We start from the raw sequence: 13,854 nt of genomic DNA on the forward strand, positions 1-13,854 counted from the left end.
GGCGCGACATAGCGCCACATCAGAGGCCTCCGATCAAGGTGGTGAGACGCTTCGGCCGCCGGCATGGTCCGCGTCGGGATAGAGAACGATGACGGGGAGGTCACGGGGCAGGACATCGGCCTTGTTCGCCTCGTCAAGGCCCGAGGGAGCCCGCGAGCGCGAAAAGGGCCGCCCCGTTGAGGGGCGGCCCCGGCACCTTTTCATCATCAACCAGATCACACCGCGAACGGAGTGCCGAGCCGCCGAAAAGGCGGTAGGACGCAAGCCCTATTCAGGCAAGCCCCCGGCGGCCCGGTGCGAATCACGTTACCGACCCCATCGGGACGGGGACGCTTATATGCCGACAGGGAAACGCAACGAACGGCTCGACGGGCGTCAGCGAACGCCGCGCGGCGAAAACGCCAGGTGGGGCGCGCCGTCGACCGTGAACCGCCGGACGCCTATCCGGTAGACGGGTTCGAGGACCGGCGGTGTGAGCACGTGGTCGGGCTTCCCGGCCGCCGTGACCCGGCCGCGGTCCAGTAGCACGACCTCATCGCAGTAGCGCGCGGCCAGGTTGAGGTCGTGGAGGACGACGACGGTGCAGAGCGGCAGTCCTCGTACGAGCTCCAGGACCTCATGTTGGAACCGGACGTCGAGGTGGTTGGTCGGCTCGTCGAGCAGGAGGTGCGTGGATCTCTGGGCGAGCGCCCGGGCTATGAGCGCGCGCTGGCGCTCGCCGCCGGAGAGGGCGGTGAACGCCTTGTCCGCGAGGCCGTCGACTCCGGTGGCACGCATGGCCTCCGCGGCAGCGGCCCGATCCTCGGCGCGGTAGGGTTCCCATCCGCGGCGGTGCACGGAGCGGCCGAGGAGGACGGACTCGGCGACGGTCAGCGGATTGCCGGAGTCCTCGGATTGCGCCACGGCGGCCAGGCGCAGGGCGCGTTGCCGCGCGGACAGTACGGACAGTTCGTCGCCGTCGGCGAAGGCCTTCCCGCCGGCGCGGTCGACGGCGCCGAGGAGGGCCCGGAGGAAGCTCGACTTGCCGCTTCCGTTCGGGCCCACCAGCCCGGTCATGGCCCCGTCGGCGACGGCCAGGGACACGCGGTCGAGCGCGGGCGACCTGCCGTATCGGACGGTGATCTCGTCGGCGGTGATCACGGCTTGGTCTGCTCCAGAAGCGAGGCGAGCCCGTCGACGGCGCCCGGGTCGGGGGCGAGATCGGCGGCGGGGATGCCGACGATGTCGCCGGAGCGGACGGCGCGGAGGTCCTCGGCGCCGGGCTCGGAGAGGAGCTTGGCTCGTGCCGTGGCGAAGTCCTCGCCGTAGACGCCGTAGGAGAGGACGATGACCTCGGGATCGGCGTCGAGGAGCGATTCCAGGCTGGAGGGCACGTAGTTGGCCTCGTCGGTGAAGGCGTTGTCGAAGCCGGCGAGGTCGAGCACGTCGTTCGAGATGTGCAGGGTCCCTTGGGCGCTCATGTCGCCGGCGGCGGAGAAGTAGTAGACGACGGCGGCTGAGCGGCGGTCGCCGGGCGCGGTGCCGCTGAGGGCGTCGATCTCGGAGGAGATCGCGGAGACGTTCTCCTCGGCGGCCTTCTCCGTGCCGAAGACGGCCGCGAGGCGCTCGATGTCGTCGATGACGGTGCCGAAGTCGACCGGTTCGGTGACGCGGTCGTCGTGGTTGCACTCTCCGTGCACGACGAGGTTGGGGACGCCCATCTCCCGGAGGTCGGCGGGCTCGGCGTTGAAGAGGCCGTAACCGACGACGATGTCGGCTCCGGAGCCGATGATCTTCTCGGCGCCGGGGTCGGCGGGGTCGATGATGTCGACGTCGGTCGGCGGGGTGTCCAGGCCGTCGGGGAGGTCGGCGCCGAACTCCCCGGCGCGGGCGGTGATCTTGTCGGACGCTCCGGCGGCGTCGAGGAGTTCGACGGCGGAGTGGCCGATGGTGAGGACCCGCTCAGGGCGCGACTCGATGACGAGGTCTTCGCCGCAGTTGTCAACGGTCATGGGGAACTCGGCGTCCGAGTCGGGGCTGGACTCGGGGGCGGAGCAGCCGGCGGCTGTTACGGCGAGGACGGCTCCCATGAGGAGGGCTGGTTTGGTGCGCTGGCGCATGGTGACTCCTTGTCGGTGGGTCGGTCGGGTGTCAGGCGTTCCGGTGGAGGCGCCGGACGAGGACGATGAGCAGAGGTGTTCCGAGCATGGCGGTGAGGACTCCGAGGGGGAGTTCGCGAGGGGCGAAGGCGGTGCGGGCCAGGGCGTCGGCCCATACGATGAGCAGCGCGCCGAGGAGGGCGGAGGCGGGCAGGACGAGGCGGTGGGCGGATCCCACGACGCGGCGCGCCAGGTGGGGGACGACGAGGCCGACGAAGCCGATCGCACCGGAGACCGCCACCGCGGCGGCGACTGCCAGGGCGATCACGAGGGCGGCCGCGGCGCGGAAGCGGGAGGGGTCGGTGCCAAGGCTGAGAGCGGTCTCGTCGCCGATGGCGATCGCGTCGAGCTTCCGGGCCCAGAGGAACAGGACGGCCAACGCGCCGGCCGCGGCAATGGCGGCGATGGGCACCGACTCCCACCGGGCGCGAGTGAGCGATCCGAGCGTCCAGAAGAGGACGGCCCGGGCACCGTCGCGGGAATCGGAGGTGAAGACGAGGAAGTTGGTCAGGGCGGTCAGGGCGAACCCGACGGCGATGCCGGCGAAGACGAGACGGCCTCCGTCGAGGGGACCCCGCGCCCGCGCGGCGGCGAAGACGAGGGCGACGGCCGTGACCGCGCCGAGGAAGGCGCTGCCGGTGAGTGCGAAGACTCCCGCTCCCGAACCGAATCCGAAGAGCAGCGCGGCGGCGGCTCCGGCGGAGGCGCCGGAGGAGATCCCGAGGAGGTAGGGGTCGGCGAGAGGGTTGCGCGCGAGCGCTTGAACGGCGGCCCCGGCCAGGGACAGCGCCGCTCCGACGAAGGCCCCGAGGAGGACGCGGGGGACGCGCAGCTTCCAGACGATGTTCTCCGCCGACGGGGCCCAGTCGGCTTCGCCGAATCCGAAGAGCCCGTTGGCGATGATCCTCGTCACCGTCTCGGCGGGGACGGACACCGGTCCCAGCCCGGTGGCGACGGGCAGGGAGGCGGAGAGCGCGGCGGCGAGGGCCGCCAGAAAGAGGACGGGGCGCCGTCGTCTTCGCGGTAGATCGGCGGCCTCGGCTCGGGCGCGTTCGGCGGTGGCGGTCATGGGCGGAGCCCCGATCTAATGCTATTGACTTTCATTTTCAATAGGTTACCATCGGTCGCGAACCCGACGCACCGACCACCCCGGAGCCGCGAACCGATGATTCATATCCGACTTCTTTCCCTGGCGCGCAGCGCCTTCACCCCATTGGCAGCAGTGATCGCCCTCGGGCTCGCCCTGAGCGCCGCCGCCATGGGCCAGGCCTACGCCACCGCGCAGATCTTCGCCGGAGTGCTGACGGGGCTGTCCCCGGCGGACCTGGCGCCCTGGTTCGGCGCCCTAGCCGCGGCACTCGGCGCCCGCCCGGTGCTCAACTTCGCCCGAGAGACCACCGTCCACTTCGCCGCCGGACGAATGAAGACGTCCCTGCGCGAGAGGCTGTTCCGGGCCCAGTCCGACGCCGGAATCCTGGCCCGGGCCGGCGACCGCGCGGGACACCGCCAGTCGCTGGAGACCGACGGCGTGGAGAACCTGGAGCCCTATTTCGCCCGCTACATCCCCCAAACGGCGGTCACCGCCCTGACATCCGCGGCGGTCGTGGTCCTCCTGGTGCTCATCGACCCCGTCGTCGGCGCGGTCACCGGCACCGTCGCGCTCGCCGTTCCGCTGGTTCCGCGCCTGTGGGACAGGATCCTCGCCGACAGGGGCGCGTCGCACTGGCAGGCCTACGAGGACCTCAACGCCGACGTGGTGGACTCACTGCGGGGCATGGAGACCCTCAAGCTGCTGGGCGCGGCCCGGCGGCGGCGAGACGCCTTTCGGGAGACCTCGCGCGGACTCCTCTCGGCGACCCTGGGACAGTTGCGGGTATCGCTCCTCGAATCGGGCATCACCGCCCTGTTCCTCGTGGCGGGACCGGCGATCGCCCTGGCGACCGGCATAGCGCGCGTCCAGTCGGGCGCCCTGGACCCGGTGGACCTGTTCCTGGTGGTCCTGCTGTCCTTCGAGGCCTTCCGGCCGTTCAAGGAGCTGTCGAACCACTGGCACGCCGGGTACATGGGAGTGTCCGCCGGCAGGCGGGTGCTGGAGGCCCTGGAGGCGGAGCCGGTACCGCAGCCGGAACGCCAGGCGAAGACCGCGAACGACGGAGGCCCCGCGATAGAGGCGGACGGACTCGCCTTCCGCTACCCCGGCAGCGAGGCGTACGCCCTGAAGGACGTCGACTTCCGCATGGAAAAGGGCTCGTCCACGGCCATCGTGGGCCCCTCGGGCTCCGGGAAGTCCACACTGGCGGCGCTGCTGCTGCGGCTCGGACTGCCCAGCAGGGGGCGCCTGCTGCTGAACGGCGTCCCCACCGAGGACCTGACGCGGGACGACTGCACCGGCGAGATAGCCCTGGTATCCCAGACACCGCTGCTGTTCGCCGGCAGCGTCCGCGACAACCTCCGCCTCGTCGCGCCCGACGCCGCCGACGAGGAGCTGCGCCGTGCACTGGACACCGCCGGAGCGTCTGAACTGGACGATACACGCCGCGGCGGACTGGACACCCCCGTCGGAGACAGCGGAGCACTGCTGTCCGGCGGGCAGCGCCAGCGCCTCGCCATCGCCCGCGCGCTCCTCAAGAACGCAACGGTCCTGGTCCTGGACGAGGCCTCCAGCGCCCTCGACGCCCGCCGCGAGGCCGAAGTGTTCGACCGTCTCACCGGCCTCTCCACCGCCAGCGGCGAGCCCGTCACCACCGTCATGATCGCCCACCGCCTCTCCGCCGTCCGCCACGCCGACCGCATCCTCGTCCTCGACGAGGGAACCCTCGCCGAAGAGGGCACCTGGGACGACCTCGTCGCCGCCGACGGCCTCTTCTCCCGCCTGCACCGAGCCCAGACCACCGAGGTGACGCTCTGATGACCGCCCCCGCCGAAACCCCCGGAACCAGCGCGCAGCTGCTGCGCCCCGTCCTTCGCCTGCTGGGCGCTCTGGACGGACACCGCCCCATGTTCATCCGCTCCACCCTCAGCATGACGGCGTTCCAGCTCGCCGCCGCCGCGGCAGCGGCCCTGAGCGCCTACGCGGCCGCCACTGCCGCCACCGGCCCCGACGGCGTCGACCTCGCCTGGATCCTCCTGGGAGGCCTGGGCATCGCCCTCATCGCCCACGGAGTGTTCGTCTGGATCGAGTCCTGGCTCGCCCACGTCCTCGCCTACAAGGTCCTGGACGGCCTGCGATTGCGGCTCCACGACGCCATCGAGCGACTCACCCCGAACGGGATGCGCCGCCGCCGCGCCGGCGAGGTCGCCGGAGCCACCATGGCCGACATCGAGAGCCTCGAGTGGTTCTACGCCCATACTGTGGGCGCCGCGATGAACGCCGTGGCCGTCCCGCTGGCGGTGACGGGCGCGCTGATCGCCCTGCATCCGCCGTCGGGCCTCATCGCGCTCGCCGGAGTAGTGCTCCTCCTGGCCGTCCCGTGGCTCGCCGGACCGGTCCAGGCCCGCCAAGGGAAAGCCGTGCGCGACGAGATCGGCGAGTTGAAGGCGGTATCCCTCGAAGGGGCCGAAGGTCTTCGCGAGATGCTCTCGCTCGGCCTCGAAGACCGCCAGCGCGGCCGCATCCTGGACGCCACCGCCCGCATCCAGCGGCGCAAACGCGCCTTCGCCCTCCGCGCCGGAGCGGAGGCGGCCGCCGCCGAATTCGTCGCGGCAGCCTCCATGGTGGCCTTCGCCCTGGTACTCGCGGCCGCCGTCCGCTCGGGGGACGTTCCCGCCGCTCTCTTCCCGGCCGGCATGGTCCTCCTCGCCGCCGCGTTCGCCCCGGCCGCCTCGGTCCTGCCCATGTTCCAGCGCCTGGGGGAGATGTCCGCGGCGGCGGCCCGCGTGCTCGGTGTGGTCGACGCGCCCGCGAACACGGCGGATCCGCGGGACTCGGTCGATCCGAATGGGGACGCCGGTATCCGGTTCGAGAACGTGTCGTTCCAGTACGAGGATGCCATTCCGGTCCTGAGAAGACTCGACTTCACCGTGCGGCCGGGGGAGCACGTCGCGCTCGTCGGCGCCTCCGGAGCGGGAAAGACCACCGCCGCGCACCTCCTCGTCCGCTTCTGGGACCCCGTGGAAGGACGCGTCCTCCTCGGAGGAGACGACCTCAAGGACCTGGGCGCGGAAGCCCTGCGCCGCCGAGTCGGACTCGTTTCCCAGAACCCGTACGTGTTCCGCGGAACGCTCCGCTCCAACCTCCTCTTGGCGCGCCCCGACGCGAGCGCGGCCGAGGTCAGGCGCGCCCTCGACCGGGCCCGCCTGGCCGACACCGTCGCCGACCTCCCCGAAGGCCTGGACACGGCGGTGGGCGAGAACGGCGCCTCGCTCTCGGGAGGCCAGCGCCAGCGCCTCTCCATCGCGCAGGCCCTCCTGCGCGAGCCGGACGTCCTCATCCTCGACGAGGCCGCCGCCCACCTAGACGCCATCGGAGAGAAAGAAATGACCGAAGCAGTCGCCGAAGCGATGAGGGGCCGCACCACGCTCGTCATCGCTCACCGCGTCAGCACCATCCGACGCGCCGACCGGGTCCTCTTCCTGAAGGACGGTGCCATAGCCGCCACCGGAACCCACCGGGACCTGGTGGAGGGGAACGAGGACTACCGGCGACTGCTCGCCGGAGCCGAGGACACCGGCGACCTGTCCACCGTCGTCTGACCGAATGGGCGGAACGAACGCGGAAGAAGGAGAGGAGATCGCCGCCGGCCTCAACGACCCGTCGTGCTCGATATTCGCGGAGAGAATTGCATTACCTGTTCAGTGGCCCGGCGACAGAGCTGACGGCACGGGCCGACGGGCTTTCCGTGGACGGGTCTCGCCTCTGACGTGGCGCCGGCGTGCAGGCCGGTGGACGAGAGATGGAGGTGCGCCGCCGCTACGGAGACGACCGGGCGCTCGCCGGTTTAGAGTGGGCAGATGACCACCGCCTCACCGAATCAGCCTCCCGAGCCTCACAAAGCGCGCGAGGCCGCCGAGTCCTTCGGCGTCGACGCCGCGCGTTACGACCGAACCCGGCCCGGCTACCCGGTCGAGATGATCGACCGCGTCATCGCCGCGGCACCCGGCCGCGACTTCCTCGACGTCGGTTGCGGGACCGGCATATCGTCGCGCGGACTCCAGGAGGCCGGCTGTCGTGTGCTCGGCCTGGACGTGGACGACCGCATGGCCGATGTCGCCAGAAGGAAGGGCCTCGAAGTCGAAGTGTCGAGATTCGAGGAATGGGAGTCCGACGGCCGCGACTTCGACGCCGTGGTCGCCGCCCAGACCTGGCACTGGATCGACCCGGGCGCGGGAGCGGCGAAGGCGGCGCGGCTACTGCGTCAGGGCGGTATCCTGGCGGCCGTGTGGAACGTCGCGCAGCCGCCGCCCGATCTGAGCAGGGCCTTCGCTGAAGCGAGCCGCCGGGCGACGCCGCCGGAGACGGCCGCGATGCTCGAGAAGGCGGGACCCGAAAAGACCGCGATGGAGGGCTACCGGCCCATGTTCGACAGCGCGGCGGAAGGCATTCGGGATTCGGGCCGTTTCACCGATCCGGCGGAGTGGCGGACCACGTGGGACCGCGAGTACACCCGGGACGAGTGGCTCGATCAACTGCCGACCGGCGGGATCTACACCAGACTTCCGAAGTCGAGACTCGACCGGTTGCTGGAAGCGGTTGGAGACGTGATCGACCGGGCGGGAGGCGCTTTCACCGTCCGGTATACGACAGTCGCGGTCACGGCCTTCCGCCACGACGCGTGAATCCGGCTCCGTCCGCGAGTTCCGCCATCGTTACATCGCGCCGGGCCGGATCAGGCACCCGATCTGTGGCGCGGACCGTCGTAGTCGACGGGACCGCCTGACCGGTTCTTCGACCGGCTCAAGCGGTCCCGATTAGTGGGAACGCGCTGTGGGGCCTTCGGACGTCAGAGTCCCGACTCCATTGCAGCGTCCACGTTCTCCGCGACGATCTCCTGGAACAGCTTGGTCGTCCCGGGCTCATGGTCGTCGAAATGCGAGCCGAAGCGGGTGTCGAGCTCGTACATCTGAGTCAGGCCGACGACGTACTCGCGCGACACCGGCATGACGAGACTGAGGAACCGGACGAATCGCTCCGTGAGTTCGCGCCTGTCTTCGGAGGAACCGCCTGTTCCCCTCCTCAGTTCGGCCGCCCTTGTCGTGATGTACTTCCATTCCTCGTGGTAGTGCGCCTTCTGCTCGTCGCTGAGCCTGTTCCACCGCGCGTTTCCCGCGTCGACCGCCTCGTCGCCGTAGCGGCGGCGCGCTTCCTGGTCCCATTCTTCACGCTGATGCGGTTCCACCTCGGCCATGGAGGCTCCTTTCTTCGCTTCTTCGAGGAGGCGCCTCCGGGCTGTGAGCCTGTGCTCGTCGGAGGAGAGCGTTTCCCAGGCCAGTTCGAGCGCTTCAGCCCGCGATATGTTGCCCGAGAGGGTCCTTCGCACGTCGACGGTGCTCAGTCCCCAGCTCTTCAGTTCGATCGCGTCGCGAACGACGTCCAGCACCTCGGGCGTGTAGTATCTCTGCCCCGACCGCGTCCGGGGCGCCGTATAGACGCCCTCGGCCTCCCAGTACCGAATCGTGCGAACGGTGAGCCCGAGAAGCTCGGACGCCTCCGAAATCGTCAATGCCCTCATGGCGCCTCCTACTTTTCTCCACCAGCTTGCACGCTGACGCCACGTCAGAGGCAAGACGGATTTCCGGGAATCTCGCCGGACCGCGCGGTCGCCGCTCCGATTGGGTTCCCCGAGCGCTTGACTTTCCGGGCGGCGCATCGACATGGAGTGCGGTGGAGGGCGCTCGAGCGGACGGGAGAACGGCCGACGCTTACCCGCGAAGAGCGCGGCCGTAGCCTATGACGAACATAGGGGCCCGCTGCCGTAGGCAGCGGGCCCCTCGCCGATGGTCGCGGAGAACCGGCCCGCCGCCGAGGGCTTGCCGTCCCGCCTTCTTATCGCGGGGTGGCGGAACCGCTCGAATCCGTACCCCGACTCTCGCCGCCGCGGACGGCCACGGCGCGCTCGAGCTCGTCGAGCTTGTCCGAGACTCCCCGCCGCAGAGAGGGGTTGAGGTCGGGACGGGCCAGCCATGCCCCGGTCCTGTCCACCATGGACTTCCCTGCGGTGTTCAGGGGGAAGGCCTGGCGGGCCAGAGTCATGGCCATGGCCGTCCCCTTCACGTTGGAGGCTTCGTCGAGCCACCGCTCCTCGAATCCGGAGACGAGTTCGCGCTGTTCGGGCTGCCAGAACCCCTGGCCGACGGCGGCGACGAGGTAGGGGGTCGCACCGCTGTGGAACATCGTTTTCCACGCGGCCTCCTTGGCGGCCGGATCGGGCAGGGCCGCACGGCACTTGGCGGCCCACTCGGTTCCGGACTTGGAGAAGTCGGCCCGTTCCCGTTCGTCGATGTCGCGCGGCGCCGCCTGTCCCAGGACGCAGCGCCTCAGGAGGACGCGCCACGCCAGGTCGTGGTTGTCGGCGGGAACGGAGGGGAACGAGTCGGTCGAGCAGTCGATGAGCGTTCGCAGTGCCGGGAGGTACAGGTTCTTGTCCTCGAGGAGGGAGCGGCTGACGCTGGCGAGCGCGTCGAGCGCCTCCTCCCTGTCGGAGCCCCGAAGGTAGAGGTCGGCCACCACGCGCCGGGCGTTCGCCAGTACCGACTCGGCGACTATGGGGTCCTCGCCGGGCAAGTGGGCGGCGGCCATGGAGATGTAGTCCCGGGGAGAGAACTCGCCGTCGCGGACCAGGTCGCGGAAAATACGCCACAGCACCGCGCGGGAGAGTCCGTCGTCTACATCGCTCAGTCGCTCCTTCGCCAGGCGCAGGCTGTCGCCGTCGGGGCGGATCTTGGCGTAGGTCTGGCACTTGTGGTCGGGCAGCACCAGCGGCTTCCACCGGTGGTGGCCTCCCTCCAGATCGCGGGTGCCGACGTCGTCGCTGCGCTCGAGGACCAGGGGAGTACGGCCGTCCGAGGGCCGGGAGTCGGGCGAGGGCACGAAATGGGCGATCGCGAGGCGGTGGTCCTTCTCGCTGACTATCTCGGAGGTTTCCGAGCTCGCGCTCTTGCGCACCGAGACGGTGTCCACTCCGGTGGTCCGCAGCCACTCCCCGGCCCAGGCGCGCACGTCCTGGTCGGTGTGCTCGTCGAGGGACCGCAGGAAGTCCTCCAGGGTGGCATTGGCGAAGCGGTGCCTGGTCAGGTGGGCGTTCACGCCGGCGAAGAACGCCTCCTCGCCCAGCCGCGTGGAAAGCTGGCGCAGGCAGGTGGCGCCCTTGGCATAGGAGATGCCGTCGAAATTGGCGAAGGCCCGGGCCGAGTCCTCGACGCTCGGCGGGACCACCGGGTGGGTCGACCGGTACTGGTCGGAGTCGGTGCCCCAGGGGACGCGCTTGACGGTGAAGTCGGTCCAGTCGTCGTTGAGGCGGTAGGAGATGAAGTCGGCGAACGACTCGTTGAGCCACAGGTCGTCCCACCAGCGCATGGTGACGAGGTCGCCGAACCACATGTGGGCCATCTCGTGGGCGACGGTGATGTTGCGGGCGCGCCGCTCCGACTCGGTCGGCTCGTCGCGGAAGACCATGGACTCGCGGAACACCACCATTCCCGGATTCTCCATGGCCCCGTGGTTGAAGTCGGGGGCGAACACCTGGTCGTAGGAGTCGAAGGGGTAGGGCTCGTCGAACAGTTCGGCGTAGCCGTCGTAGCAGTCGAAGGTGTGGGCGAAGAGGTCCTCCGCGTCGAGGTGCTCGGCGAGGGAGCGGCGGCAGTGCAGGCCGAAGGGAAGGCCGGCGTGCTCGGCGGTGACGGAGTGCCAGGGGCCGGCGGCGAAGGCGAAAAGGTAGGGGCTGATGCGGGGCGTGGTGGCGAAACCGAAGGTCGAACCATTGGTAATCGACGGCACTCCGTTGGCCAGGCCCTTCCACGTTTCCGGGAGATCGGCGGTCAGGTCGAAGGCGGCCTTGAGGTCCGGCTGGTCGAAGCAGGCGAAGATCTTCTGCGCGTTGTCGAGGAACGACATCGTGTAGACGTAGGTGCGGTCGTCGACCGGGTCGGTGTAGAGGTGGAGGCCTTCGCCGGAGTCCGAGAACGGCATGGTCGCCGCGATGTCGAGGCGGTGCGGCCCGGCGGGGAGCGTCAGGGGGAAGCGGTTGCCCGCCAGGAGGGAGGTGTCGAGCTCCGTGCCGTCCAGGGCGAGGGATTCGAGGGAGACGGGATCGATCTCCAGGAACGTCTCCACGTCTTCCCGGGCCCGGAACTCGATCGACGTCCGCGATCCGAAGGTCCGGTGTCCGCGGGTGAGGTCGAGGTGAACGGTGTACAGGTCGATGTAGAGCGCCCGAGCTCGCGCTTCGGCCTCTTCGCGTCGCAATGCAGTCATGGTGGGTTCATTATCGCATCGGCTCCCGTGGCGGCCCGATCCCGGACGGGAGGGCGCACGCCGGTCAGACGCGGCGGGCGAGCGACAGGGCGAAGTCGCCGTCGGTCCACCAGGCTTCGAGTTCGAGGCCCGCCTCTTTCAGCTCGGTGGTGACGCGGTCCTTCCGGAATTTCGCCGAGATCTCGGTGCGCACCTCCTCTCCTTCGGCGAACTCGACATCGAGGCCGATCGCCTGGAGGCGTGCGGAGACGGGTCGGAGCGCTCGCAGGCTCATCTCCATCCACTCCCGGTCGGCGTCCCAGACGGCGCGGTGCCGGAAGTCGCCGGGGTCGAGGTCGCCGTCCAGCTCGCGGTTCAACACGTGGATCACGTTCAGGTTGAACTCCGCGGTGACGCCGGCGGCGTCGTCGTAGGCGCGGACGAGGCGGGCGGGGTCCTTGACCAGGTCCGTGCCGAGGAGGAGCGTCTCGCCGGGTGCCATCGCATCGGCGAGGCGGTCTAGGAAGTCGGCCCGTTCCGGGGGCGCGAAGTTGCCGATCGTGCTGCCGAGGAAGGCGAAGAGGCGGCGGCCGGGGGAGGGGAGGTCGACGAGGCGGTCTTCGAAGTCGGCGACGACGCCGTGCGTGGGCAGTGCGGGATAGTCGGCGGCGAGGTCGGCCAGGGCGCCTTGCAGAGCTCCTTCGCTCACGTCGACGGGAACGTAGGCGGCGAGCCCGTCGACGGCCATGGCGTCGAGGAGCAGGCGGGTCTTGGCGCTGGAGCCGGAACCGAGCTCGAGCAGTACCCGTGCGTCCGCGGCTTGGGCGATCTCGGAGGCGTGCGCTTCGAGCAGTGCCCGTTCGGCGCGGGTGAGGTAGTACTCGGGCAGGCGGGTGACGTCCTCGAACAGGCCGCTGCCGCGGTCGTCGTAGAAGTACTTCGGCGGCAGCCGTTTGGGGGAGGCGCCGAAGCCGGAGGCGACGTCTCGGATCAGACCCTCGCGCAGGGCGCCGGGTCGGAGGAGGACCTCGATGCGGTTGTGCGGCAGGGGGAGGGAATTCATGAGGCTCCTCCATCGGCGAGACGGACCCCGGTCATCGGCCAGCGGGCGCCGGCGGGGAAGAAGTTCCGGTACGACGCGCGGGCATGGCCCGGCGGCGTGAGCGCGCATCCGCCGCGCAGCACCATCTGGCCGGACATGAACTTGCCGTTGTACTCGCCGATGGCGCCCTCGGCGGCGCGGAATCCAGGGTAGGGGAGGTAGGCCGAGGTCGTCCACTCCCAGCAGTCACCGAACAGCTGCCGCAGGCTCCCGTCGGGTCCGCTCGCGGCGTGCGGGTGGAAGGACTCGGTGTCGGCTAGGTTGGCCGGTCCTACGGGCTCCAGCGAGGCGGCGTGCTCCCACTCGGCCTCGGTGGGGAGCCTCTTGCCGGCCCATGAGGCGTAGGCGTTGGCCTCGTAGTGGCTCACGTGGCACACCGGGAGGTCGGGGTCGACTGGGAAGGTGCCGTGCAGCGTGTGCTCGTACCAGGTGCCGTCGACCTCGGTCCAGTAGAGGGGACCGCGTCGGCCTTCTCCGGTGACATGGGCCCAGCCGTCGGAGAGCCACAGTTCGGGCCGCCGGTAGCCGCCGTCGGCCATGAACTCCTGCCATTCGCCGTTGGTGACGAGCCGGTCTGCCAGCCGGTACGGCTCCAGCCACTGACGGTGCCGGGGCAGTTCGTTGTCGAAGGCGAAACCGTCGCCTTCGTGCCCGATCTCCACCAGTCCGCCCTCGTACTCCTTCCAGCCCACGCCTCCGGGCGCCCCTCGCGGCGGGCGGACGCCGTCGTAGACAGGGCGGAGGGGATTGAGCGAGAGGACGTGTTTGATGTCCATGAGCAGCAGTTCCTGGTGCTGTTGTTCGTGGTGGAGGCCGATCTCGACGATGCCGGCCGTCTTGGCCAGGGCCTCCTCGTCCGCGAGCGCCTCCCGCATCCTTTTGTCGACGACGGCCCGGTAGCGGCCCACCTCGTCGGCGCCGGGACGGCTGATGACGCCGCGCATGGGGCGTGCGTGGCGTGGGCCGACGGCTTCGTAATAGCTGTTGAAAAGGAACCAGTAGTCGTCCTGGTAGGGGGCGAAGTCCCTTTCGGCGGGCGCGAGCGCGAACGTCTCGAAGAACCACGTGACGTGGGCGCGATGCCATTTGGTGGGGGAGGTGTCCGGCATCGACTGGACAGTCTGGTCCTCCGGCGACAGCTTTGCGGCCAGGCGCTCCGTGTAGGACCGCACCTCGTCGTAGCGCCGGCCGAGCGCGTCGGGACGCGTTTCACCGTGAGTTCCCAT

General features: G+C 70.0%; 10 protein-coding genes. 3 read left to right on the forward strand and 7 right to left on the reverse strand.

Going from position 1 to position 13,854, the window contains the following annotated elements; genetic code table 11:
• Positions 1-375: 375 nt before the first annotated feature.
• Genes ACFTE1_RS08110 through ACFTE1_RS08120 form a run of 3 tightly spaced genes read right to left on the reverse strand, consistent with a single transcriptional unit; the run spans position 376 to position 3,207 of the window.
• Positions 376-1,140: an ABC transporter ATP-binding protein gene (locus ACFTE1_RS08110; protein ID WP_380617920.1), complete on the reverse strand. Its 765-nt coding sequence runs from the start codon at positions 1,138-1,140 to the stop codon at positions 376-378.
• The gene (locus ACFTE1_RS08115; protein ID WP_380617921.1) at positions 1,137-2,099 is read right to left on the reverse strand and encodes an ABC transporter substrate-binding protein; all 963 of its coding nucleotides are present in this window, start codon (positions 2,097-2,099) and stop codon (positions 1,137-1,139) included. Before ACFTE1_RS08115 ends, ACFTE1_RS08110 begins: the two co-directional genes overlap by 4 nt.
• 31 nt (positions 2,100-2,130) lie before the next feature.
• Positions 2,131-3,207 (reverse strand): FecCD family ABC transporter permease, encoded by a 1,077-nt coding sequence (locus tag ACFTE1_RS08120; RefSeq protein WP_380617922.1) that lies wholly within the window; start codon positions 3,205-3,207, stop codon positions 2,131-2,133.
• Between the two features lie 153 nt (positions 3,208-3,360).
• On the opposite strand from ACFTE1_RS08120, the gene ACFTE1_RS08125 reads away from it, so the two are divergent.
• From ACFTE1_RS08125 to ACFTE1_RS08135, 3 genes are all read left to right on the forward strand, one after another.
• The gene (locus tag ACFTE1_RS08125) at positions 3,361-5,046 is read left to right on the forward strand and encodes an ABC transporter ATP-binding protein/permease (protein ID WP_380618066.1); all 1,686 of its coding nucleotides are present in this window, start codon (positions 3,361-3,363) and stop codon (positions 5,044-5,046) included.
• Entirely contained in the window at positions 5,046-6,830 is a 1,785-nt protein-coding gene (locus tag ACFTE1_RS08130; RefSeq protein WP_380617923.1) for an ABC transporter ATP-binding protein, read from the forward strand. Before ACFTE1_RS08125 ends, ACFTE1_RS08130 begins: the two co-directional genes overlap by 1 nt.
• A gap of 258 nt (positions 6,831-7,088) precedes the next feature.
• Complete coding sequence (locus ACFTE1_RS08135; protein ID WP_380617924.1) at positions 7,089-7,913, forward strand: class I SAM-dependent methyltransferase; 825 nt, start codon at positions 7,089-7,091, stop codon at positions 7,911-7,913.
• A gap of 164 nt (positions 7,914-8,077) precedes the next feature.
• Here ACFTE1_RS08135 and ACFTE1_RS08140 read toward each other — a convergent pair whose 3' ends face one another.
• From ACFTE1_RS08140 to egtB, 4 genes are all read right to left on the reverse strand, one after another.
• Positions 8,078-8,806 (reverse strand): TipAS antibiotic-recognition domain-containing protein, encoded by a 729-nt coding sequence (locus ACFTE1_RS08140; protein ID WP_380617925.1) that lies wholly within the window; start codon positions 8,804-8,806, stop codon positions 8,078-8,080.
• Positions 8,807-9,120: 314 nt separating this feature from the next.
• Positions 9,121-11,547, reverse strand: a complete 2,427-nt coding sequence (gene pepN / locus ACFTE1_RS08145) for an aminopeptidase N (protein WP_380617926.1) — start codon at positions 11,545-11,547, stop codon at positions 9,121-9,123.
• A gap of 64 nt (positions 11,548-11,611) precedes the next feature.
• Positions 11,612-12,589 (reverse strand): L-histidine N(alpha)-methyltransferase, encoded by a 978-nt coding sequence (gene egtD / locus ACFTE1_RS08150; RefSeq protein ID WP_380617927.1) that lies wholly within the window; start codon positions 12,587-12,589, stop codon positions 11,612-11,614.
• Positions 12,586-13,854 carry an ergothioneine biosynthesis protein EgtB gene (gene egtB / locus ACFTE1_RS08155; protein WP_380617928.1) on the reverse strand — a complete coding sequence of 423 codons (1,269 nt, stop codon included), beginning with the start codon at positions 13,852-13,854 and terminating at the stop codon, positions 12,586-12,588. The genes egtD and egtB overlap by 4 nt, the downstream gene beginning before the upstream one ends.

It is taken from the genome of Salininema proteolyticum, assembly GCF_042685645.1.
Classification (GTDB): domain Bacteria; phylum Actinomycetota; class Actinomycetes; order Mycobacteriales; family Micromonosporaceae; genus Salininema; species Salininema proteolyticum.